The 23,437-nt window shown below is 70.3% G+C and carries 15 protein-coding genes; 7 read left to right on the top strand and 8 right to left on the bottom strand.

The window, feature by feature from the left end:
• Positions 1-48: 48 nt before the first annotated feature.
• Entirely contained in the window at positions 49-1,677 is a 1,629-nt protein-coding gene (locus tag ACZ6N8_RS14980; protein ID WP_466010327.1) for an ABC transporter substrate-binding protein, read from the bottom strand.
• Between the two features lie 138 nt (positions 1,678-1,815).
• Between ACZ6N8_RS14980 and ACZ6N8_RS14975 the strand changes: the two genes are divergently transcribed.
• From ACZ6N8_RS14975 to ACZ6N8_RS14955, 5 genes are all read left to right on the top strand, one after another.
• Positions 1,816-2,547 carry a FadR/GntR family transcriptional regulator gene (locus tag ACZ6N8_RS14975; protein WP_466010325.1) on the top strand — a complete coding sequence of 244 codons (732 nt, stop codon included), beginning with the start codon at positions 1,816-1,818 and terminating at the stop codon, positions 2,545-2,547.
• A gap of 545 nt (positions 2,548-3,092) precedes the next feature.
• Positions 3,093-5,894 carry a glycosyl hydrolase family 95 catalytic domain-containing protein gene (locus tag ACZ6N8_RS14970; RefSeq protein ID WP_466010324.1) on the top strand — a complete coding sequence of 934 codons (2,802 nt, stop codon included), beginning with the start codon at positions 3,093-3,095 and terminating at the stop codon, positions 5,892-5,894.
• 56 nt (positions 5,895-5,950) lie between these two features.
• Positions 5,951-8,737, top strand: coding sequence for an alpha-L-fucosidase (locus tag ACZ6N8_RS14965; protein WP_466010323.1), 2,787 nt, complete (start codon positions 5,951-5,953; stop codon positions 8,735-8,737).
• Positions 8,738-8,767: 30 nt separating this feature from the next.
• Positions 8,768-11,038 carry a family 20 glycosylhydrolase gene (locus ACZ6N8_RS14960; RefSeq protein ID WP_466010322.1) on the top strand — a complete coding sequence of 757 codons (2,271 nt, stop codon included), beginning with the start codon at positions 8,768-8,770 and terminating at the stop codon, positions 11,036-11,038.
• An 18-nt stretch (positions 11,039-11,056) separates the two neighbouring features.
• Positions 11,057-13,738, top strand: coding sequence for a discoidin domain-containing protein (locus tag ACZ6N8_RS14955; protein WP_466010321.1), 2,682 nt, complete (start codon positions 11,057-11,059; stop codon positions 13,736-13,738).
• 59 nt (positions 13,739-13,797) lie between these two features.
• Here ACZ6N8_RS14955 and ACZ6N8_RS14950 read toward each other — a convergent pair whose 3' ends face one another.
• The 6 genes from ACZ6N8_RS14950 to ACZ6N8_RS14925 are packed head-to-tail and all read right to left on the bottom strand — an operon-like array spanning position 13,798 to position 18,545.
• Complete coding sequence (locus ACZ6N8_RS14950; RefSeq protein ID WP_466010319.1) at positions 13,798-14,121, bottom strand: DUF202 domain-containing protein; 324 nt, start codon at positions 14,119-14,121, stop codon at positions 13,798-13,800.
• A 15-nt stretch (positions 14,122-14,136) separates the two neighbouring features.
• Positions 14,137-14,523 (bottom strand): YidH family protein, encoded by a 387-nt coding sequence (locus ACZ6N8_RS14945; protein WP_466010318.1) that lies wholly within the window; start codon positions 14,521-14,523, stop codon positions 14,137-14,139.
• The gene (locus tag ACZ6N8_RS14940) at positions 14,520-15,932 is read right to left on the bottom strand and encodes a sulfatase family protein (RefSeq protein ID WP_466010317.1); all 1,413 of its coding nucleotides are present in this window, start codon (positions 15,930-15,932) and stop codon (positions 14,520-14,522) included. The genes ACZ6N8_RS14945 and ACZ6N8_RS14940 overlap by 4 nt, the downstream gene beginning before the upstream one ends.
• Before the next feature lie 20 nt (positions 15,933-15,952).
• Positions 15,953-16,954 (bottom strand): aliphatic sulfonate ABC transporter substrate-binding protein, encoded by a 1,002-nt coding sequence (locus tag ACZ6N8_RS14935; RefSeq protein ID WP_466010315.1) that lies wholly within the window; start codon positions 16,952-16,954, stop codon positions 15,953-15,955.
• Entirely contained in the window at positions 16,951-17,733 is a 783-nt protein-coding gene (locus tag ACZ6N8_RS14930; protein ID WP_466010313.1) for an ABC transporter ATP-binding protein, read from the bottom strand. The genes ACZ6N8_RS14935 and ACZ6N8_RS14930 overlap by 4 nt, the downstream gene beginning before the upstream one ends.
• Positions 17,730-18,545, bottom strand: coding sequence for an ABC transporter permease (locus tag ACZ6N8_RS14925; protein ID WP_466010311.1), 816 nt, complete (start codon positions 18,543-18,545; stop codon positions 17,730-17,732). Before ACZ6N8_RS14925 ends, ACZ6N8_RS14930 begins: the two co-directional genes overlap by 4 nt.
• Positions 18,546-18,820: 275 nt before the next feature.
• Here ACZ6N8_RS14925 and ACZ6N8_RS14920 point away from each other — a divergent pair, with 275 nt between their 5' ends.
• Positions 18,821-21,253, top strand: a complete 2,433-nt coding sequence (locus tag ACZ6N8_RS14920) for a family 20 glycosylhydrolase (RefSeq protein ID WP_466010309.1) — start codon at positions 18,821-18,823, stop codon at positions 21,251-21,253.
• A gap of 108 nt (positions 21,254-21,361) precedes the next feature.
• Positions 21,362-22,552: an ROK family transcriptional regulator gene (locus ACZ6N8_RS14915; protein WP_466010307.1), complete on the top strand. Its 1,191-nt coding sequence runs from the start codon at positions 21,362-21,364 to the stop codon at positions 22,550-22,552.
• A gap of 32 nt (positions 22,553-22,584) precedes the next feature.
• Here the strand turns inward: ACZ6N8_RS14915 and ACZ6N8_RS14910 are convergent, their stop codons facing one another.
• Positions 22,585-23,427, bottom strand: coding sequence for a class II fructose-bisphosphate aldolase (locus tag ACZ6N8_RS14910; RefSeq protein ID WP_466010305.1), 843 nt, complete (start codon positions 23,425-23,427; stop codon positions 22,585-22,587).
• Positions 23,428-23,437 lie beyond the last annotated feature (10 nt).

Genomic DNA, 23,437 nt, shown 5'->3' with positions numbered 1-23,437 from the left:
GGGCTGGGCGGGACGCGCAGGGGCCAGGGTGGGGCCCCCGAGGCGGGCTCAGCCCTTTCGGCTGGTGCCCAGGAAGTACAGACCGGTGGTCGCCGCGCCCGAGAAGCCGTCGAGCTTGGCGGGGTCGTACGCGGTGACGACCTTGGTGTGCAGGATCGGGTACAGGGGGGCCTCGTCGGCCACCTTGTCCAGGGCCTGCTTCCACAGCGCCTTGCGGGCCGCCTCGTCGGAGGTCTGCGCCGCCTTGTCCAGCAGGTCAGCCATGGCCTTGCGGTCCGCGGCGTTCCAGCGGTAACGCTGGCCCGGCCAGGTCTCGCCGTAGTAGAACCAGCGCATCAGCAGGTCGGTGTCGACGCCGAAGACGCTCGGGTCGCCGGTGGCCATCAGCACCCGGAAGGTGTTCTTCGGAACGACGTCGCCGTAGATGGCCGACGAGGGCACCGTGTTGAGGCTGGCGTTGACGCCGATCTTCTTCCACTGCTCGATGACCAGCGGGGCGACATCCTTGACGACGGAGTTGTCGGTGGTGTCGAGCTGGAACGTCAGGTTGGTGACGCCCGCCTCCTGGAGCAGGGCCTTGGCCTTGTCCAGGTTGTAGTCGTAGACGGTGGCGGCCTTCTGGTAGTCCTTGTTGCCCTCGTCCAGGTAGCTCGTCGCCGGCGTGCCGTAGCCGTTGAGCGCGGTCTTGATGACCGAGTCCTTGTCGATCGCGTAGTGCAGAGCCTGGCGTACGCGCTTGTCGTTGAACGGCGCCGCGGACGAGTTGAACATGAGGAACACCTGGTTGAAGGCCTGCTTCGCCTCGACCGTGTACTTGCCCTTGAGCGAGTCGACGTTCAGGTACGGCACCGACTCGATGGCCTGGACACGGCCGCCCTGGAGGTCGGACACCCGGGCGGAGGCCTCCGAGGTGGTGTTCCAGGTCATCGTCTCGACCTTGGCCGCACGCGAGCCGTTGTAGTTCGGGTTCTTGCTGAGCTTGACGCCCGACTCCTTGGACGCGCTGTCCAGCTTGAACGGGCCGGAACCGATCGGCGCCGTGTCGAACGCCTTCGACGCGGCCACGTCCGCGGTCTTCGCCTTCGGCAGGATCTTGATAACGGAGATCCGCTCGGAGAACAGGGCGAACGGGTACTTGAGCTTGAACTCCACAGTGGTGGCGTCCTTGGCGGTGACCGTGTCGATGAACGACACGAACCCCTGCATCAGCGGCGGGGTCTTGGGGTCCGCCGGCTTCAGCACGCGCCCGAAGGACCAGGCGACGTCCTCGGCGGTGACCGGGCTGCCGTCGGAGAACTTCGCGCCGTCCCGCACGGCCACGGTGTAGCTGAGCCCGTCGGCGCTGGCTACCGGGTCTTCCTTGGCCAGGGCCCGGTAAGGTTCCCGGGTGACCGGGTCCAGATCGACGAGACCTTCGAAGATGTGCTGGTTGACCGCCGTCGCGACCGCCGATGAGGCGTTCGCGGGGTCGAAACCGCTGGAGAGGGTGAACGCCAGAGTGGTCTCGATCGAGCTCGCACCCCCGTTACCGCCCTCGACGGCGTTGGTCGAGGCGGGGCCGCCACTGCACGCGACAAGCCCGAGTGCGAGGGTTGCCGCGGTGGATGCGACGGCCAACGAGCGGAACCGGCGCGGGGGGAAGCGCCGACTCTCCTTTGGCTCAACGGTGGTGCTCACGTAGCTGCCTCCATAGGCTCTTCATGCGCTCGCGTCACCGCTCGCGCTGAGGGATTCGAAGGTAATGGGGTCTGACGTCAGACATCTGATGCCGATATGGTGAGCGTGTCAGATCCGTGAACGAAGGGCAAGTGGCAGATGACGACCATTGACGCGTCCCCGCTACGCGGTGCGGAGCGCCCGGGTCCCCGCCGGCAGGAGGTGGCGACCAAGATCAAGGAGTACATCCTTCGCAATCGCCTCAAGCCGGGAGACATCCTGCCCACCGAGGCGGAGCTGTGCGAGGCGGTCGGCGCGAGCCGCTCGAGCATCCGCGAGGCCGTCAAGATCCTCTCCGCCCTCGACATCGTCGAGGTACGGCACGGTCACGGCACCTTCGTCGGCCGCATGTCGCTCGCCGCGCTCGTGGAGAGCCTGGCCTTCCGCGGCCTCCTGAGCGGCGAGGAGGACCACCACGTCCTGGGCCAGGTCGTCGACGTCCGGCAGACCCTCGAACAGGGCCTGGCCGCTCAGGTCATCGCCGTTCTCGACAGCGAGCACCAGACCGCCCTCTCCGCGCTCGCCGACGAGATGGAGAGCCTGGCCTCCCAGGGCATGGACTTCCTCGACGTCGACCGGGCCTTCCACGTGAAGCTGCTGGAGCCCCTCGGCAACGACCTGATCGTCCAGCTGACCGAGGCGTTCTGGCAGGTACAGGCCATCGTCGCCCCCACGCTGCGCACCGAGCCGGAGGACCGGTTGATAACCGCCCAGCGGCACCGGGCGATCGTGGACGCGGTCGCGGCAGGGAACGTGGTGGGCCTACAGGCCGCCATCGCCGAGCACTACGCGCCCATCCGGGCGAGCATCGCCCGCGTCGTACAGGCCTGACCCGCCACGATCAACACCTACCGACCCCGCGACCCACGCCATGCCGTCGCGTGGCCGGGTCGGCATGACGGCCAGGGTGACAGCCGCCGGTTGTGCCGCTGACGGTTGAGCTGCCCGGAGAGTCGGACGGCGATGCCGGTCAGCGGCCACGGCCGGTCACCACGCGCGGCCCGGATCCGGCCGTAGCTAACCGCGAGCAGGCACACCGGCCGGTCGGAACCGACAATCAGGCGCTCCGGCCCGAATCGGACGATCGCCTCGCAAGGGTCTTCCCAGAGGTGATGGCGCGCGTCCACGGTCAGCACGCCGGCGCCACGTGGAGGCTGCACCACATCTCCCGTATACATCATATGTTTACGGAGATCATAGCTCTGACATCAGATGTCTAACATGCATCGATGCCCAAGGCAATAGCCCGGATGACCTGTTGTTACGCGGCCACCGGTGACGATCTTCCCCGCAGGCGGCGCTACCAGGCTCTTAGGTTCGTGGCATTGACAAAAATATACATCCCACGTTAACTGCCGTGACATAGAGGAGGCCCTATGTCTTTCATCGGCGGTATCCGGACGATCCTGCGCTGCGCGACCGCGGCCCTTCTTGTGGCCGCGTCCCTGACATCCGTGCCCACCAACTCCACCGCAGCCGAAGCCGCCACCGAAGCCGCCGCCGACCCGAAACTCGCGCTCTGGTACGACGAACCGGCAGCCAACTGGGAGAGCAACGCGCTGCCGCTGGGCAACGGCGCGCTCGGCGCCATGGTCTTCGGTGGCATCCAGACCGAACGCCTCCAGCTCAACGAGAAGACGCTGTGGACGGGCGGGCCCGGCACGACCGGATACAACCACGGCAACTGGACAGCACCACGGCCCGGAGCCCTGGCCGGGGTGCAGGCGCAGATCGACCGGGACACCCGGATGGCACCGGCCGCGGTCGCCACCGCGCTCGGCCAGCCGGCGACCGGATTCGGCTCGTACCAGAACCTGGCCGACATGTACCTCGACATGTCCGGCACACCCGCCACGGTCAGCGGCTACCGGCGCGAACTGGACCTCGCCGAGGCCACCGCCCGCGTCGGGTACGCCCACGGCGGGGTGACCTACCAGCGCGAGTACGTCGCCAGCTACCCCCGCAACGTGATCGTCGCCCGGCTGTCGGCAAGCCAGGCCGGGAAGATCTCCTTCGTCCTGCGCACCGTCCCGGCCCAGCCCGGCAGCACCCTCACGGTGGCGAACGGCCGGATCACCGTGCGGGGCACGCTGCCCGGCAACGGGCTGATCCACGAAACCCAGTACCGGGTCGTGACCACCGGTGGCACCCGGACCGACGGCACCGACCGGATCACCGTCGCCGGCGCCGACTCGGCTCTCGTCGTGCTGTCCGCCGCGACGTCGTACGCCGACACCTACCCCGCCTATCGCGGCGCCGACCCCCACGCGAGGGTGACCCAGGCGGTCGACGGCGCGGCGACCTCGACGTGGGCGGCCCTGCGGGCGGCCCACCTGGCCGACTACCAGAAGCTCTTCGACCGCGTCCGGCTCGACGTGGGCGGGCAGATGCCGAACATCCCCACCGACGACCTGCGGTCGGCCTACACGGGCGCCGCCGGACGGGCCCAGGACCGCGCGCTGGAGTCGCTGTACTACTCCTTCGGCAGGTACCTGCTCATCTCGTCCTCCCGCGGCGGCTCCCTGCCGGCCAACCTCCAGGGCGTCTGGAACAACTCCAACAGCCCGCCCTGGCAGGCCGACTACCACACGAACGTCAACGTCCAGATGAACTACTGGCTGGCGGAGACCACGAACCTGTCCGAGACGGCCACGCCGCTGTTCGACTTCATCGACGCCCTGCGGGCACCCGGCCGGGCCACCGCGCAGAACATCTACGGTACGACCGGCTGGGTCACCCACCTCAGCACCAACCCGTACGGCTTCACCGGCGTCCAGGACTGGGCCACCGCCTTCTGGTTCCCGGAGGCCGCCGCCTGGCTGTGCCAGCACCTCTACGAGCACTACCGGTTCACCCGCGACACGGCCTTCCTGCGCGACCAGGCGTACCCGGCGATGAAGGAGGCCGCCGAGTTCTGGCGGGCCAACCTGCACGTCGACCCGCGCGACGGCAAGCTTGTCGTCTCGCCCAGCTACTCACCCGAGCAGGGCGACTTCTCGGCCGGCGCGTCGATGAGCGAGCAGATCGTGTGGGACCTGCTCACCAACACCATCGAGGCCAGCGCGGCGCTCGGCGTCGACGCCACAGTGCGCGCGCAGTGGCAGAGCACGCTGGCCAGGCTCGACCCCGGCCTGCGGGTCGGCTCCTGGGGCCAGTTGCAGGAGTGGAAGGCGGACTGGGACAGCCCGACCAACGACCACCGGCACGTCTCGCACCTGTACGCCCTGCATCCGGGTCGGCAGATATCACCGTCGACCACCCCGGCTCTCGCCGAAGCCGCCCGGGTTTCCCTCACGGCGCGCGGCGACGGCGGCACCGGCTGGAGCAAGGCCTGGAAGATCAATTTCTGGGCTCGGCTGCTCGACGGCGACCACGCCCACAAGATGCTCGCCGAGCAGCTCAAGAGCAGCACCCTTGCCAACCTGTTCGACACCCACCCGCCGTTCCAGATCGACGGCAACTTCGGAGCCACCGCCGGCGTCGCGGAGATGCTGTTGCAGAGTCAGACCGGCGTCGTGGACGTGCTGCCCGCCGTACCGGCGGCCTGGCCCACCGGCTCGGTCAGCGGCCTGCGGGCACGCGGCAACGTGACAGTGGACGCCGAGTGGCGCAACCGCCTGGCCAGCCGGATCACGCTCACTGCCGGCAGCAGCGGCACCCTCACCGTCCGGAACCCGATGCTGGCCACCGCGTCGCTGGTGGACCTGAACAGCAACCAGACCGTGCCGGTGACGCGCACTGGTGACCGGGTGACGTTCACGGCCGAGGCCGGGCACCGCTACCAGGCCGTCTCCACGGCCGCGACCGGCACGATCGCCGGAGTCGCGAGTGGGCGCTGTGTCGACGTACCGGGGGCGGCCACCGCCGACGGCACCGCCCTGATCCTCTGGGACTGCACCGCAGCGGCCAACCAGATCTGGACCCGCGAGGCCGACACCACCATCCGCAACCGGGGCAAGTGCCTCACCGCTGCCAGCACCACGAACGGCGCCGCCGCCACCATCGCCACCTGCGGCACCGCCACCAACCAACGCTGGACCTACGACACCACCGCGAAAACGCTGCGCAACCAGGCAACAGGCACCTGCCTCGACGCCAACGGCGGCGGCACCGCCAACAACACCGCACTCATCCTCTGGCCCTGCACCACAGCCACCAACCAGCAGTGGCTGATGTAGCACCCGTTCACGCCACCGCACCGCCCCTCCCTGCCCCGCTCTCGGAGAGGACACCCATGCCCCCCACCCTGCGCCGCCCCCGCCCGCGCGCGAGCGGGGCCGCCCTGACCGCCCTGGCCCTGCTCGCCACCTGCCTGATCCAACTCACCCCGCCGGCAGCGCCGGCCAGCGCGGCACCGGGGGACGGCACGATCACTGGCGTGGCCAGTGGCCGCTGCGTCGACGTGCCCGGCGCCGCCACCGCCGACGGCACCGCCTTGATCCTCTGGGACTGCACAGGCGCGACAAACCAGATCTGGACCCGACAGGCCGACACCACCATCCGCAACCGGGGCAGGTGCCTCACCGCCGCCAACGCCACGAACGGCGCACCCGCCACCATCGCCACCTGCGGCACCGCCACCAACCAACGCTGGACCTACGACACCACCGCGAAAACCTTGCGCAACCAGGCAACAGGCACCTGCCTCGACGCCAACGGCGGCGGCACCGCCAACAACACCGCCGTCATCCTCTGGCCCTGTACCACAGCCACCAACCAGCAGTGGCGGGTCGCCGCCGCCGACTACCAACCGCTGCTCGACGTCGGTTTCAGCGGCACCTTCACCTCCACCACCGGCTACACGCCGTCGACCGGCGAACTGGTGGACGGGCAGCTCACCCGGCTGGCCGGCAGCGAGACGATCGGCGGTACATCGATCACGCTCACCGGCGGCGGCACCGGCATCGGGTTCACCCCGCGGATCCCGGTGACAGGCACCAAGTACGTCAACCGGAGCCTGCTGGCCGAGGCGGTGGTACGCCGCCAGAGCGGCGCCACCCTGAGCTTCGACACCGTGCTCAGCCTCGCCGGCGGCGGCTACTACCGCTACGCCAACGGCTCGCAGGCCACCACCGAGTTCGGCATGTACGGGCCGGACGCGCCGTACCACGACACCCGGCAGAGCGGACCGGACCTGCCCGCCACGCAGGACATCCACGTGGCGTTGGCCTACGAGTACGTGAGCGACTCGGCGGCCCGGCTCGTCGCGTACGTCAACGGCTGCCAGGTGGGCACCACGGTCACCACACCCGTCGCCGCGGCCAACGCGTCGCAGGGTCTGCTGACCTTCGGCAACGACGCCGGCACCCGGAACCGGGGCTGGCACGGCACGGTGGACGCCATCGCCCTGGCGACGATGACCGGCGCCGCCGGTCCGGCCGACTTCCAACTCGACGCGCCGGTCTGCGGGGGCACCCCACCGCCGCCCGGCTGCGCGGGCAACCCCGGCACCAGCGGCCCGGTCACCCCGGCCACCGTCATCACCGTCGACAGGTGCGACACAGTCGACCGGATCCGGCAGAAGGCCGCACAGGTCGTACCGTCAGCCGCCCAACTCGCCTGGCAGCAGCGGGAGCTGACGGCGTTCCTGCACTACGGCATGAACACCTTCACCGACGTCGAGTGGGGCAGCGGGAACGAGGACCCGGCCCTGTTCAACCCGACGACAGTCAACCCCGCCCAGTGGATGGACGTCCTCAAGCGCAACGGGTTCAAGCAGGTCATCCTCACCGTCAAGCACCACGACGGATTCCTGCTCTACCCGTCGCGCTACAGCACCCACTCGGTCCGCAGCAGCCCCTGGTGGGGTCGGACCAGCCAGGGCGACATCCTGCGGGCCACTGTCGACGCCGCCCGCGCCGCAGGCCTGGCCGTCGGCTTCTACCTCTCCCCCGCCGACGGCGCGGAGATCCCCGGCCGGCGCGGAGGCGACCGGTTCGGCAACGGCAGCGCCAAGCGGGCGGTGACCATCCCGACGCTCGTCGCCGGTGACACCCGCACCCCGACCCAGACGTACGCGTACCAGGCCGACGACTACAACGCCTACTTCCTCAACCAGCTGTACGAACTGCTCACCGAGTACGGGCCGATGGCCGAGGTGTGGTTCGACGGCGCGAACCCGTACACCGCGTACCCGCAGCCGTACCAGGTCGGTGACTGGTACCGGCTGATCCGGGCGCTGCAACCGAACGCCACCATCGCGATCAACGGACCGGACGTGCGCTGGGTCGGCTCGGAGTCCGGGGCGTTCCGGGCCGACGAGTGGAGCGCGCTGCCGTTCAAGGGCACCGATCCCGGCGCGCTGAACCGCGACGACGACATGCTCGCCGGTGCCGGTTCCGGCGACCTGGGTTCCGGTGCACTGATCGGCCGCAACCTGGGGACGATCACCTACCTGTCGTGGTATCCGGCCGAGGCGGACGTCTCGATCCGGCCCGGCTGGTTCTGGCACTCCGGCCAGAACGGCTCGGTCAAACAACCGGCCGCGCTCATGCAGCTCTACGAGAACGCGGTGGGCCGCAACGCCAACCTGCTGCTCAACGTGCCGCCCAACCGGGCCGGCGTGATCGACGCGCCGGACGTCACAGCCCTCGACGGGTTCGGCACCGCGCAACGCGCCAGGTACGGCCGGGAGTTGTTCGCCAAGGCAGGAGCGACAGGCACCCACGCCGCCCTCACCGACGCGGCCCTGGGCACCTACTGGTCGCCCGCGAACGGGGCCACCACCGGCGCGGTCGAGCTGACCGCCTGCCGGGTCCGCACGTTCGACCGGGTCCTGGTGCAGGAGTCGGTCGGCAACGGCCAGCGCGTCGAGGCGTTCGCCGTGGACGCCTGGATCACCGGCGGCTGGCAACAGGTCGCCTCCGCCGGAACGGTCGGCTACAAGCGGATTGTTCCGCTGTCCACCGCCGTGACCAGCGACCGGCTGCGGCTGCGGGTCACCGCCGCGCGTGGCGTACCGCAGGTCGCGACGCTCACCGCGTACGCGACCGACAGCACCGCCAACCCGGCGTCCTGCTGATCTCCAGCCCCTTCCCGAGAGGAACGGTTCATGCGTCTTCGAGGTATCAGCGTCACCGGAGCGGTGGGAGCACTTGCCGCCGCACTGCTGACCGTGCCCGCCACGCCGGCCTCTGCCGTGCCGGGTGACCTACAGGTGATCCCGGCGCTCAGGCAGTGGACGGCGGGCACCGGCAGCTACACGTTCGGTGCCGCGACCCGCATCGTTGTCGACCCCGCGTACACCACCCAGCTCAACGACGACGCGGCCACCTTCGCGGCCGACCTGCGGGACCTGACCGGACGCACGGTGCCGGTCGCCACCGGGAGCGCGGCTGCCGGCGACATCCGGTTGACCCTGGGCGGCAGCCAGCCCGCCGAGGGCTACACCATGACTGTCGGATCGAGCATCTCCATCCAGGGCTCCACCGACGCGGGCGCCTTCTACGGGACCAGGACGGTGCTGCAACTGCTCAAGCAGTCCACGAGCGTGCCCGCCGGCACCACCACCGACGCTCCCACCAAGTCCGAACGCGGCCTGATGGTGGACGTGGGCCGCAAGTACTTCACAGTCGACTGGCTCCGCCGGCACGTCAAGGAACTCGCCTACCTGAAGATGAACCGGTTGCACCTGCACCTGTCCGACACGTTCGGCTTCCGGCTGGAGAGCACCACCCACCCGGAGGTGATGTCGCAGCAGTACTACACCAAGCAGGAGATCCGCGACCTGATTGCCCTCGCCGCCAGGTACCACATCGAGGTCATCCCCGAGATCGACATGCCGGGCCACATGAATGTCATCCTGGCCAACCATCCGGACCTGCAACTCGCCGACACCAGCGGCAACCGCAACCCCTACTACCTCGACCTGTCCAAGCCGGGCGCGGACACCCTCACCCGGGACCTCATCACCGAGTTCCTGCCGCTCTTCCCCGGCCGGTACTGGCACATCGGCGCGGACGAGTACGTCGGCAACTACGCCGCCTACCCGCAACTGCTGACGTACGCCCGCGCCACGTACGGGCCGAACGCCATCGCGAAGGACGCCTACTACGGCTTCATCAACTGGGCCAACGACATCGTCCGCGCCGGCGGCAAGACGACCCGCATGTGGAACGACGGGATCGGCACCGACGGCACCATCCGGCCGGCGTCGAACATCCACGTCGAGGTCTGGTACAACTACGGCATCACCCCGCAGGCCCTGGTGGACCGGGGGCACACCATCTCCAACCAGGCGTGGGATCCCACCTACTACGTCCCCGCCATCAGCAAGCCGAGCGTGACGTGGGCCTACGAGACCTGGACGCCGGAACGGTTCCAAGGCAACAACACGGTGAACGATCCGTCGCGCAACCTGGGCACCGTGGTGCACGTCTGGTGCGACTACCCGGACGCGGAGACCGAGGACCAGATCGCCGCCGGCATCCGGACGATCCTGCGCGTCGTCGCCCAACAGACCTGGGGATCGCCAAAGCCGGCGGCCACGTACACCGCCTTCAGCACCATCATCGACCGCATCGGGCGGGCTCCCGGCGGCCCGGCCGTGGCGACAGGCAACCTGGCGCTCAACCGTCCGGCGACCGCGTCGTCCACCGAGACGGCGGCCTTCCCGGCGTCGGCGGCAGTGGACGGTGACCTGAGCACCCGCTGGTCGTCGGCCTACACCGATCCGAGCTGGATCCAGGTCGACCTCGGCAGCAGCCAGGAGTTGTCACGCGTGGCACTGCGCTGGGAGGCCGCGTACGCCAGGGCGTACCAGATCCAGACCTCCACCAACGGCACCACCTGGACCACCGCGGTGACCGTCACCGCCGGTGACGGCGGCACCGACGAACACGTCCTCAACACCACCGCGAGGTACGTGCGCGTGCAGGGCACCCAGCGGGCCACCACCTACGGCTACTCGCTGCTGGAGTTCGAGGTGTACGGGCCGAAGCGGGGTGCCATCACCGGCGTGTCCAGTGGCCGCTGCATCGACATTCCCGGTAGCAACACCACCGACGGCACGGCGGTGAACCTCTGGGACTGCAACGGCGGCGGCAACCAGACGTGGACCCACCGCAACGACGGCACCCTCACCGCCCTGGGCAAGTGCCTGGAGCCGGCGAACGGAAGCCTCACCGATGGCACCTCGATCGTGATCCGCACCTGTTCGACAGCTGCGTACCAGCGCTGGACCTACGACGCCGCCACCAGCAGTTACCGCACCGGTGGCAAGTGCCTGGACGCCAACGGCGGCGCGACCGCGAACGGCACCCGCCTCATCCTCTGGCCCTGCACCAACGGCGCCAACCAGCGCTGGAGCACTCCCACCGCCTGACCTGCCGAAGGAGGACCGATGCAGCAGAGAACGTCACCGGAAACACGATCACGATGGCGGCCCCTCGCCGGGGTCCTGGTTCTGGGCCTGGCCGCCGGTGTCGTCTCCACGGTGGGCAGCCGTCCGGCACCGGCCGGGGCGGCGGTCCCGGCCGACCCGACCTACACCGACGCCGCGGGCGTGGTCTTCCCCGGCGTGCAGCCGGGCGCGGCGACGGCGTCACGGTCCGGCAGCGGTTTCACACTGGCCAACGCGGCGCTGTCGACCACCTGGAGCCTGCTCGGCAGCACGGTGTCGCTGACCCGGTTCGAGAACCGGGCGGCGAACGCCACGGTGCCGATGAGCCTGCGGGGGCTCTTCACGCTCACCCTGGCCGACGGCAGCACCATCACGACAGCGAACACGAGCGTCTCCGTCACCCCGGTGGTCAGCGACCTGCCGGCGAACCCGGCGTCGGCACGGCTGTCGGAACGCTTCGCCGGCAAGGCGGTCACCACCACCTTCCGGTACGGCGGCGGCGCGCGGACACTCGACGTGCAGTGGCAGGTACGGCTGCGCGGCGGGGCCAACACCGTGCAGCACAGCTTCACGGTGCGCTCGGTGGCCGGCACGTTCGACGTGACCTCCCTGCGCCTCGTGGAACTCGGCCTGACGAACGCGCGGGTGCTCGGCAGCGACGACGGCAGTCCTGTGGTGTACGGCGCGGCCGGCAGCGAGACGGTGTTCGTCGGCATCGAGAACCCGATGGCGAAGGCGACAGTGAACGGGTCCGCCGTCGACATCGCGGTGCCCCGCGCCGGTGACCTCACCGCCGGCACCTCGTGGGTGTACACCGCCTCGACAGGTGTCTCCCCCGCCGGGCAGCTGCGCCGCTCGTTCCAGTACTACCTGCAACGCGAGCGGGCCCACGACCGTCGGACGTTCCTGCACTACCAGAGCTGGCTGGACCTCAAGCCTCCCGGCGAGGTGATCAACAGCGCGGAGCTGACCCGGGCCATCAACCTGTTCGGCACCCAGCTGCGCAACCGGGGCGCCACCATCGACAGCTTCTGGGTCGACGACGGCTGGGACTACCTTCGGACGCCGCAGGTCGACGAGACGAATCTCAACGTGTGGTCGTTCGACCCGACCCAGTTCCCCACCGGCTTCGCACCGCAGAAGGCCGCCGCCGCACAGTACGGCGCGTCGATGTCGGTGTGGATGTCACCGTTCGGCGGGTACGGCACCAGCGCCGGCACCCGCCAGGCCATCAACGCGAGCAAACCGGCCGACCAGCGGTTGGAGACCCACAGCGGCGGCCAGTTCAAGCTCAGCGGCAGCCGCTACTACGACAGGTTCCGGTCGGTCGCCTTCGACATGATGGACAACCAGGGGGTACGCGGCTTCAAGTTCGACGGCATCGGCGGCGGGCTCTACCAGTCCGGCCCGAACGCCAACTACATCGCCGACTACGAGGCCCTGCTCGGGCTGACCGGGGATCTGCGGGCGCACCAGAAGGACGTGTTCGTCAACGCCACCGTCGGCACCTGGGGCTCGCCGTACTGGCTGTGGTACACCGACTCGATCTGGCGCGACGGGCACGACGCGGGCCTGGTCGGGGCCGGCAGCGCCCAGCAGCGCTACGTCAACTACCGCGACTCGGAGACGTTCCGCAACAACGCCACGCAGAACCCGCTGTTCCCGATCCCGGGCCTGATGAACCACGGGATCATCTTCTCCGACCGCACACCGCAGTTCACCGCCGACTACGACCTGACCAAGGCCAGCGTCCAGGCCGAGGTGTCGCAGGACATCCGCGCCTACTTCGCGCTCGGTCTGAGTCTTCAGGAGCTGTATGTACGCAACACGCTCGTCGACGCGAACAGGCCGGGCGCGGCCTGGTTCTGGGACACCGTGGCGGCCAACGCCAGGTGGGCCCGCGCCAACCAGGGGTTGCTCAGCGACGTGCACTGGGTCGGCGGTGACCCGGCCGCGGGCTCCGTCTACGGCACGGCCGCCTGGAACTCCACGGCCGGCGCGTCAAAGGGGATGCTGATGCTGCGCAACCCGTCGGCTGCCGCGCAGACCTTCACTGTCAACCCGCAGACGGTCTTCGAGCTGCCCGCCGGGACCCATCAGCGGTACAGGTTCACCGAGCGCGACGGGCGCCGCTCCGGCTTCGTGTCGGGTCCGGCGGCACCGGTGACCATCACGCTGGCGCCGTTCGAGGTGGCCGTCTTCCAGGCCACGCCGACCGACGAGGCGATCGGCGGCGGCAGCAGCCCCCAACTGCCCCGTACCGGCTGGACCGCGACGGCGGACAGCGTGGAGACCGTCGGCGAGAACGGCGTCGCCGCGAACGCCATCGACGGCAACCCCGCCACCATCTGGCACACCCGCTACGTCGGCGGCGTCGCCGCCATGCCGCACCAGATCACCGTCGACCTGGGCGGCACCTTCCGTATCGACAGACTCGACTACCTGCCCCGCCAGGACGGTGGCACCAACGGCACCATCGCCGACTACCAGATCCAGACCAGTACCGACGGCACCACCTGGACCCAGGTCGCCGCCGGCACCTTCGGCTCCGGCAGCGCCCTGAAGTCGGCGGTCTTCGCGCCCACCACGGCCCGGCACGTACGCCTGCGCACCACCCGCGCCGCCAACGGCGCCGGGTACGCCTCCGCCGCCGAGATCAACCTGTACGGCTCGGCGGCCTGACGCCCTCGCCGTCCCGGGGCGCCCCTATCACCGCCCCGGGACGGCAGCACCTGTCGCCCTCAGCGGGCGAGGACGTGGGCGAGAATCGCCACACCGCCGACCGCCACCAGCGTTCCGGCAGCGGCCAGCAGTGCGGCGCCGTCGGAGCGCCCGAGCCCGGTGGGCAGCCGGACGGTGCGGTACCGGCGTCGAGCCAACGCGGCCACCGCGACGGCGAGCGGTGCGCAGGCCAGCACGATCGCCGCGGCGAACGGACGAGTGGGCAGCAGCTCCCGGCCGACGGCGAGCAGTACGGCCGCCGTCGCCAGCGCCGTCCGCAGCCACGCCAGCAGGGTGCGTTCGGCCTGCGCCCCCCGGTCGGCGAGACGCGGTGGCTCGGTCACCTCAGCGCCACGACATCAGATCAGCACCACGACGGCGATGGTCACGCCGGCCACGACCACCCCCACCGCCGACACGGCGACGACGGGGGTGGACGGCAGCGGCAGCTGGAGCCGCAGTGCCCGTTCGTTGCGGCTCCACCGGGGGAACGCCTCGGCGGCCACCCCGACGGCGAGCACCGCCAGCACGACCGCCGCCCACTGTGAGCCTTCCGTGCCGAAGGCCTTCACCGCCGCGGCGGCCACCATGAGACCCAGCGCGGTTCGCAGCCACGCGAGGAACGTGCGCTCGTTGGCGAGGGAGAACCGCGGGTCCGGCTCGGTGCCCACCCCGTAGACGCGGCGCGGCCAGCGACGGTCGGCTGGTTTCGTCGGCTCGCCCGGGCGGGCCGACCCGTCCGTCACCCGTGAACCGGCGTCGAGGGCTGCCACGGGGTGTCGCCGCACTCCTGCTGGACCCGGGCCAGTTCGTCGGTGAGCGCCGCCCGGATCGGCGCGTACGCCGGGTCGTCGTAGACGCTGCGCATCTCCCACGGGTCGGCCCGCAGGTCGAACAGCTCCCACTCCGGCTCCTGGGTGGTAGCCGAGGTGCCGGGCAGGCCGAGACCGTCCGCGTAGTAGTAGACGAGCTTGTGGTCGTGGGTGCGTACGCCGTAGTGGGCCCACACGTGGTGCTCGTCGTCGTCGTGCTCCCAGTAGCGGTAGTACACCGACTGCCGCCAGCCGTCGACGTCCTCTCCGCGCAGGAGTGGTCGCAGTGAGCGTCCCTGCATGCGGGGGTCGGCCGGCACGTCGGCGTAGTCGAGGAATGTCTGGGCGAAGTCGACGTTCATGGCAAGCGCGTTGGTGGTGGAGCCGGCCGGGATCTCCGCCGGGTAGCGGATCAGGAACGGCATCCGCAGCGACTCCTCGTACATGAACCGCTTGTCGTACCAGCCGTGGTCGCCGAGGAAGAAGCCCTGGTCGGACGTGTAGACGACGATGGTGTCATCGGTCAGGCCATGCTCGTCGAGGTAGTCGAGCAGGCGGCCGACGTTGTCGTCGACGCTGGCGACGCACCGCAGGTAGTCCTTGATGTAGCGCTGGTAGGTCCAGAGCGCTGCCTCGTCGGGGTCCAGGTGCGGCGGCAGCATCTCCTTGATGTCGTTGGCGGTCAGGTCCCGGTCCACCCGCATCCGGGCGGCTCGGGCGGCGGCGGCGTGCCCGGAGTGGTCGTCGTCGAACGAGCCCGGTACGGCCACGTCCTCGACGTACATGTCGCGGTGCTTCTCGTCGGGTTCCCAGTTGCGGTGTGGCGCCTTGTGGTGCACCAGCAGGCAGAAGGGCCGTTCCCGGTCGCGCTTGTCGAGCCAGTCGACGGCCAGGTCGGTGATGATGTTGGTGCAGTAGCCGGGACGGACGTGTTCGGTGCCGTCCATGGCGATGAAGACAGGATCGCGGTAGCGGCCCTGGCCGGGTACGACCTCCCAGTAGTCGAACCCGCGGGGGTCGTGCTCCGGACCGTGCCCGAGATGCCACTTGCCGACCAGTGCCGTCTGGTAGCCGGCGCGGCGCAGCAGTTCCGGGAAGACAAGCTGCCGGTTGTCGAACTCGGTGGACAACGTCTGCACGCCGTTGACGTGGTTGTAGGTGCCGGTGAGGATTGTCGCGCGGCTGGGCGCGCACAGCGAGTTGGTGCAGAAGCAGTTCTCCAGCAGCGCGCCGCCGGCCGCGATGCGGTCGATGTGCGGCGTCTCGTTGATCTTGCTTCCGTAGGCGCCCACCGCGTGCGCGGCGTGGTCGTCGGCCATGATGAAGACGATGTTGGGCCGCACCTGTTGATCCCTTCTCACGCTCAGGACGCGTACGCGGCGGCGTCGTAGTAGGTGCCCGGGTCGACCACGTCCGGCAGCTTGCCCAGGTCCTTGAAGAGGCCGTTGAGGCCGGTGAGCCAGCCCGCGACGGTGCCGTCGGTGGACTTGGCGGCGAGTTCGGCCGACGGCAGGAACCGGGCGTTTGTGGCCTCGGCGCGCAGTTGGTCCACCGGAGCCGACTTGAGGAACTTCGCGGTGACCTCGACCGCCCGGTCCACGTTTGCCGCCCGCTCGTCGTTGGCGGCACGCAGCACCGCGAGCACCTTCTTCACCAGTTCCGGCTTGCCGGTCACCACGTCGTTGCGCCCGACGTAGGCGGACGGGAAGCTGACGGCCGGGTAGAAGTCGTCGTTCTTGGCCAGCTCCGTCAGGTTCGGCACCCGCTTCTTGATGGTGCCGATGAGCGGATACCAGATGCCTGCCGCGTCGATCTGGCCCGACCCGAACGCGGTGACGACGGTGCTCGGGTCCATGGCGACCTTCTGGACGTCGTCGATGGAGAGCCCGGCGCGCTTCAGGGCCAGCCGCACGATCATGTCGCCGGAGGTGCCCTCGGGCACGCCCACCTTCTTGCCCTTGAGCGCGGCAATGGAGGTGATGCCCGGTTGGGCGATGACCCGGTCGGCGAAGCCGAGCGAGTTGATGGCGACGACCCGGGCCTTGCCGGACGCCGGCAGCCACAGGGCGCCCGGGCCCAGGTAGCCGAAGTCGAGGTCGCCCGCGCCGAGGGCCTGCACCTGCAGGGGCCCGTTGGTGAAGACCTTCAGGTCCGGCTTGAGGCCGTGGCGGGCCCACAGCTTCTTGTCGTCGGCGATCGCCATGAGGCTCGCGCCTGTGAAGTCGGCGATGTAGCCGAGCTTCACCGGTTCGCCGCCGGAACCGCCGGATCCGGAATCGTCGTCGTCGCCGCAGGCGGCGAGGGCCGCGGCGGTGCCGAGGCCGGCGATGCCGGCCAGCAGGGCGCGGCGGGAGAGAGTGCTCATTGGGATGCACCTTCCTGAGGGGTCTGGTGGTAGACGGCGCGCCAGACCCGATTGCGGATCCGGGAGAACTCTGGTGAGAGGCGGACGGCCTCGGTGCGCGGGTACGGCAGGTCGACGTCGATGACCTCGTGCACACGGCCCGGTCGGGCGGCCATGACGACTACCCGGTTGGCGAGGTAGACGGCCTCGTCGACGTCGTGGGTGATGAACATGACGGTGCGTCGCTCGGAGCCCCAGGTGGCCAGCAACTGGTCCTGCATCTGCACACGGGTGAGGGCGTCCAGGGCACCGAAGGGTTCGTCCATGAGCAGGACGCCGGGGTCGACGGCGTACGCGCGGGCGATGGCGCACCGCTGCCGCATACCGCCGGACAGCATTCGGGGCAGCGCGTCCGCGAAGTCGGTGAGGCCCACCAGGTCGATGAAGTGCTGCGCCCTTCGTCGCCGCTCGGCCCGCCCGACCTTGGCGATCTGGAGGCCGAACTCGACGTTCTGGCGCACGGTCAGCCAGGGGAACAGCGCGTACTGCTGGAAGATGACGCCGCGTTCCGGGCCGGGCCCGCGCACCGGCTGCGAGTCGACGAGCACCTCACCGGCGGTGGGTTCGACCAGGCCGGCCGCGATGTTCAGCAGTGTCGACTTGCCGCAGCCGGACGGGCCGACCACTGTGACGAACTCGCGGTCGGCGATGTCCAGGTCGACGTTGCGCAGCGCGTGGAAGGGTTTGCCGCCCACCTCGAAGGTGCGGGTGGTGGAGCGGAAGGAGATCTTCTCGGTCATCGGCGTTCCTGCCATCCGGTGAGGCGCTTCTCGGCGGCGAGCAGGAGCCGGTCCATGATCAGGCCGAGCACGCCGATGGTGATCAGGCCGACGAAGATGCTCGGCAGGTCGTAGTAGATCTGCGCCTGCTGCATGCGGTAGCCGAGGCCCTCCTGCGCGGCGATCAACTCGGCGGCCACCAGGGTGGCCCACGCCGCGCCGAGGCCGACGCGCATGCCGACCAGGATGAACGGCGTGGAGGCGGGGACGACGACCCGGCGGAACACCACGGCGTCGTTGGCTCCGAGCACCCGGGCGGCGTTGATCAGGGTGGTGTCGACGCTCACCACACCCTGGAACGTCGACACGACGCAGGACAGGAACGCGGCGAGGAAGATGACGAAGATCTTCGGGGTCTCCCCGATGCCCATGAGCAGGATGGCCAGCGGGATGACGGCCAGGGGCGGGATCGTGCGGAAGAACTGCACGTAGGGCTCGATCAGGCCGCGGGCCGTCCCGTACCAGCCCATGAGGAAGCCGACGGGCACCGCGAGGGCGCTACCGAGCGCGAAGCCGATGAGCACCCGGCGCAGGCTGGCGAGGCTGTCGTCGAGCAGGGTGCCGTCCATCGCCAGTTCGCCGGCGCGTACGGCTACGGCCCGTGGCCCGGGCAGGCCCGAGACGCCGGCCCGGGCGAGCACGGTCCAGATGGCGAGGCCGAGCACCACGGCGATCACGTTCCAGACCGGCAGTGGCACTGCGCGACGGGGCGGCGACGCCGCGCGGGTGGTGCCCGGCCCGCGGGTCCGGGGCTGTTGAACGTCTGTCGGCACGGTGGCCCTCCGTAGCCCAGGTCGGACGTGTGGCGCCCCCCTTTCCGGTGGGCGGCGCTCAAGGTAAGCGAATCCTTGGTGACGCGGCTAATCCTGTCAACCCTTCGGACTAAAAAGACCCAGGGTCGGCGGCACCGCCGACCCGCGCCCACCGCCTCCCCGCATCGCGCCGATTAATGTGTTGGCCATTGACTAAATTGAAGGTGATGACGAGACTTCGGCGTACCGAGCCACCCCAGTCGCCCGGCGACCCGGACGACGGACGAAGGAGTCCCATGTCGATTCCGCGCTCCCGCAATGCCACCCGACCGAGACGCCGACTGCTCGCGGCACACGCCGCAGTGGTCCTCGCCGCGACGCTCGCCGCACCTGTCACGTCCGGCACGCCGGCCGTGGCCGCTGCCGCGCCCGTGAACCTGGCCCGGACCGGCACCGCCACCGCGTCGAGCGTCGAACTCGACCGCGCCGACTTCGTCGCCGCGCACGTCAACGACGGCGACCGCGGCACCAGGTGGTCGTCGACATACCAGGACGACAACTGGGTGCAGGTACGCCTGGCATCCCCCGCCACTGTCGACCACGTCGTGCTCACCTGGCCCAACGCCTGCGCCCGTGACTTCACCCTGCAGACCTCGGCGGACGGCACCACCTGGACCGACGTCGCCCGCCTCCAGCGCGACACCTGCCCCCGGACGGACGTCATAGCGGTGAACTCGTCGCAGCCGGTGTCCCACGTACGGATGCAGGGGCACAGACGGTGGGCGGGCTACGGCTACTCGATCTCCGAGTTCGAGATCTGGAACGCCACCGCGCCGGCCCCGGCTCCCTCACTGGGTCTGCTGCCCAAGCCGGTGTCGCTCGTGGAGAACGGCGGCACGCCGTACACAGTGAACCGGAACACGCCAATCGTCGCGGTCGGGCAGCAGGCGACCGCACCGGCGACCTACCTCGCCGGCCTCCTGCGCCCGGCCACCGGGTACGCCCTGCCGGTGGTCAGCCAGAGCAGCGCGCCCGCGCCCATCGTCGTCGAGGTCGGCGCCGGCAAGGGTCCCGCCGGGCAGGCCGCCGAGGGGTACCGGCTCAGCGTCACCACCGGGAAGGTCCAGATCAGTGCCGACACGGCGAACGGCGCACTCAACGGGGTGCAGACGCTGCGTCAACTCCTGCCGCAGTGGGTGGAGTCGGACACCGTCGTCGGCGCCACCTGGACGGTGCCGGCCGTGACGATCTCCGACTACCCCCGCTTCGCCCACCGCGGGATGATGCTCGACGTCGCCCGCAGCTTCTACCCGATGAACGAGATCAAGGCGTACATCGACAGCGCGGCCCAATACAAGATCAACCGCCTGCACCTGCACCTGACCGACGACCAGGGCTGGCGGATCGCCATCGACAACCCGGCGAGCAATCCGGCGGGCATCGACTACGGCCTGCTCACCTCGGTCAGCGGACGCACCGCCATGACGTACAACGACAGCGGCCAGTTGATGGGCACCGAGCTGGGTGTCACAGGCTTCTACACCAGGGCCGACTATGCCGAGATCGTGCGCTACGCGGGCCTGAACGGCATGACCGTCGTACCGGAGATCGACATGCCGGGCCACACCAACGCGGCGCTGCACGCCATCCCCCAGCTGAACACGGCGGGCGCCCAGCCCAAGCCGGCGCCCGGCCAGCAGACCGCACCGGCCAACGGCACCGGCAACGTCGGCTACTCGACGTTCGACTCCGCCAGCCCCACGACGTACGAGTTCGTCACGCGGGTCCTGACCCAGATCGCCGCCATGACCCCGGGGCCCTACCTGCACATCGGTGGCGACGAGGCGCACGTCACCAGCCACGCGAACTACACCACCATGGTCGACGCCTTCACCGCGACCGTCGCCTCGCTCGGCAAGACGGTGGTCGGCTGGAACGAGTACGCGGGCACGGCGCTGCCGGCCAACAAGGCGGTCGTGCAGTACTGGAACGGCGACCGGACCGCAGTGGCCAACGCGGTGACCGGTCGCGGTGCCACTGTCGTCCTCTCCCCCGCCCCCCACACGTACGTGCCGCAGAAGCAGGACTCCCGCCAGCCGCTCGGCGGCACCTGGGCCTGCGGCGGGCCGTGCGGACTGGACCGGCACTACAACTGGGACCCGGGCACCTTCATCCCGAACATCGCCGAGACCAGTGTGCTCGGGGTCGAGTCGGCCCTCTGGGGCGAGTTCATCCGCCGGGTCGGCCAGGCGCAGTACTACAGTTTCCCGCGCCTCATCGCCACGGCCGAGGTGGGATGGACGCCGCAGGCGCAGCGCAGTTACGCCGACTTCACCACCCGCCTGTCCGTGGCCGGGGGCCGGTTGACAGTCGAGGGCGTCAACTTCTTCCCCACCGCCGACGTGCCGTGGCGCCAGCAGGCGATCGGTCGATCGGGCACCGTGGCCGTCGGCGCACCTGCCGGAGCCACCTGGACGGTCACCGCCCCGGGGCTGCGTTCCACCGACCTGGCCGCCACGGTCACCTGGAGTGACGGACGGGTGGAGGCGCTGACGCCTACCGCCACGCGCGAGCCGAGCATCCCGGCGATGCAGATCAACAGCGCGTTCACACTGGTGTCCCGGCGCGCGTTCGGTACGGCGGGAACGTACACCGGAACGCTGTCGGTGCGCGCGGCCGGACTGGCCCCCGTCCAGGCGGCACTGACAGTCACCGTCCGGGCCGCCTGACCACCGGCCGTCGCCGCCACCTGGCGAGGCGGCGGCGACGGTTGGTGGTTACCGGCCCGTACGCTGCGGGAACGACGGGTGAAAGCAGGTATCGGTCATGATGGTGCCGTGATCGAACGCCCGGATGCCATGCAACGCGTGCGGCTGGCGCACACCGAGGCCCTGCTGGCCCAGCTCCGCAGCGCCGGCCCGCTCAGCCGGGCCGAACTCATCCGGCTGACCGGGCTGTCGCGCACCACGCTGTTCGACATCATCGGCGACCTCATCGCCCGCGGTGTGGTCGTCGAGCGCGAGCCGGCGCTGTCCGGGCACCGGGGCCGGGGCCGGCCGTCAACGACCGTCAGCCTCAACCCGTCCGCCGGCCGCATCGTCGGAATCGACCTCGGCCGGGCGACGATCACCGTCATCGTCGCCACCCTGGGCCACGACATCCTGGCCCGGGGCAGCCGCGCCGTCGCGCTGACGGCGGGGCCGGCCCGACGCGCCAACGCGGCGATCAAGCTGATCGACGACCTCGTGCAGGAACACGACATCGACCTGCGTGCGCTGGAGGCGATCGGCCTCGGCCTGCCCGGCCTGGTGGCCGGTCGGGGTCGACCGGCCGGCGGCGGCAGCCCGTCGGTGGCCGCGAAGCAGGTGAGCGCGCGGATCCGGGACCGGTACGGGGTCGCCGTCGTCACCGACAACAACTCCCGGCTGGCCGCCCTCGCGGAAGGCACCTGGGGCGCGACCCGTGACGTACGGGACGCCATCTACGTCCGGTGGAGCGACGGTGTGGGCGGCGGGCTCATCGTGGACGGCCGGCTCGCCCGCGGCGCGAACGGCGCCGCCGGGGAGATCGGCCACGTCAGCGTCGATCCCGATGGCGACCTCTGCCCGTGCGGCGGCCGCGGCTGCCTGGAGCTGCTGATCCGCCCGTCGGCGCTCATCGAGCAGTGCGCCGGCCGTGGTGTGACAGTCGCGGACCCGTCCGATCTGGTGGCGCGGGCACGTGCCGGCGACCCGCCGGTCGTGGACGTGATGCGGCACGCCGCGCTACTGCTCGGCCGCGTCCTGTCCGGCATGGTGGTGCAGTTGGACCCGGGCAAGGTCGCCATCGGCGGCACCGTCGCCCATGCCGGCGACGTGGTGCTCGATCCGGTCCGGGCAGCTATCAGCCAGCTGGCGATCCCCCGACATCCCCGCCGCCTGGACGTGGTGACGGCCCAGTTCGGCGACGAGGGTGGCGCCCTGGGTGCCGTCGCGGCGGCCCTGCGGCTCAACGTGCCCGAGCCTCTGCCGGCCCTGCCGACGGCATAGGCCCAGCGCGCCCCGCCGGTGCGGGTCTCCGGTTACGGCACCGCCGGCAGGAGCGTGAGCAGCTGCTCGACCGCCCTCGTCACCGCGTCGCGTCCCGCTGCCAGGTACCGGCGCGGATCGCGGGACCGCGGCAGGGCGTCCCGGACCGCGTCGGTGAACGCCACGTTGAGGGCCGTACCGACGTTGATCTTCACCATGCCGTGGGCGACGGCGGCGCGGATCTGCTCCAGCGGCACCCCCGAGGAGCCGTGCAGGACCAGGGGCACGGGTACGGCGTCTCGGATCGCGGCCACCAGGTCGAGATCCAGCGAGGCGGTCCGGTCGGCCATCGCGTGGGAGCTGCCCACCGCCACGGCCAGGGCGTCGACGCCGGTCTCGGCGACGTACCGGGCGGCCTCGGACGGGTCGGTGCGGACACCTGCGGCGTGGGCGCTCGCCGGGGCGTCCGGTTTACCGCCGACGTAGCCGAGTTCCGCCTCCACCCACAGCCGGTGCTCGTGCGCCCAGTCGGTCGCCTTGCGGGTGGTGGACACGTTCGCGGCGTACGCGAGCGCGGACGCGTCGACCATCACCGAACTGAAGCCGGCGTCGGGTGCCTGCTCCAGCAGGCTGATGTCGTCGACGTGGTCCAGATGCAGCGACAGGTCGGCGCTGGACTTCCACGCGACTTCCGCCGTCGCCGCGGCGATGGCGGACACCCCGGAGTGGTAGCGCGCCGCGTTCTGGCTGATCTGCAGGATCGCGGGCCGGCGGGCACGCTGCGCGGCGGCGACGATCGCCTGGGCGTACTCGATGGTGATCACGTTGAACGCCAGCACGCCGGTGCCGGCGGCCCGGGCCGCCGCCACCAGGTCGGCCGTGGGAACGAGGGTCATCCGGCGCTCC

Source organism: Micromonospora sp. NPDC047521 (genome assembly GCF_055587305.1).
The sequence above is the reverse complement of the archived record's forward strand: the minus strand, read 5'-3'. Positions and strand labels throughout refer to the sequence as shown.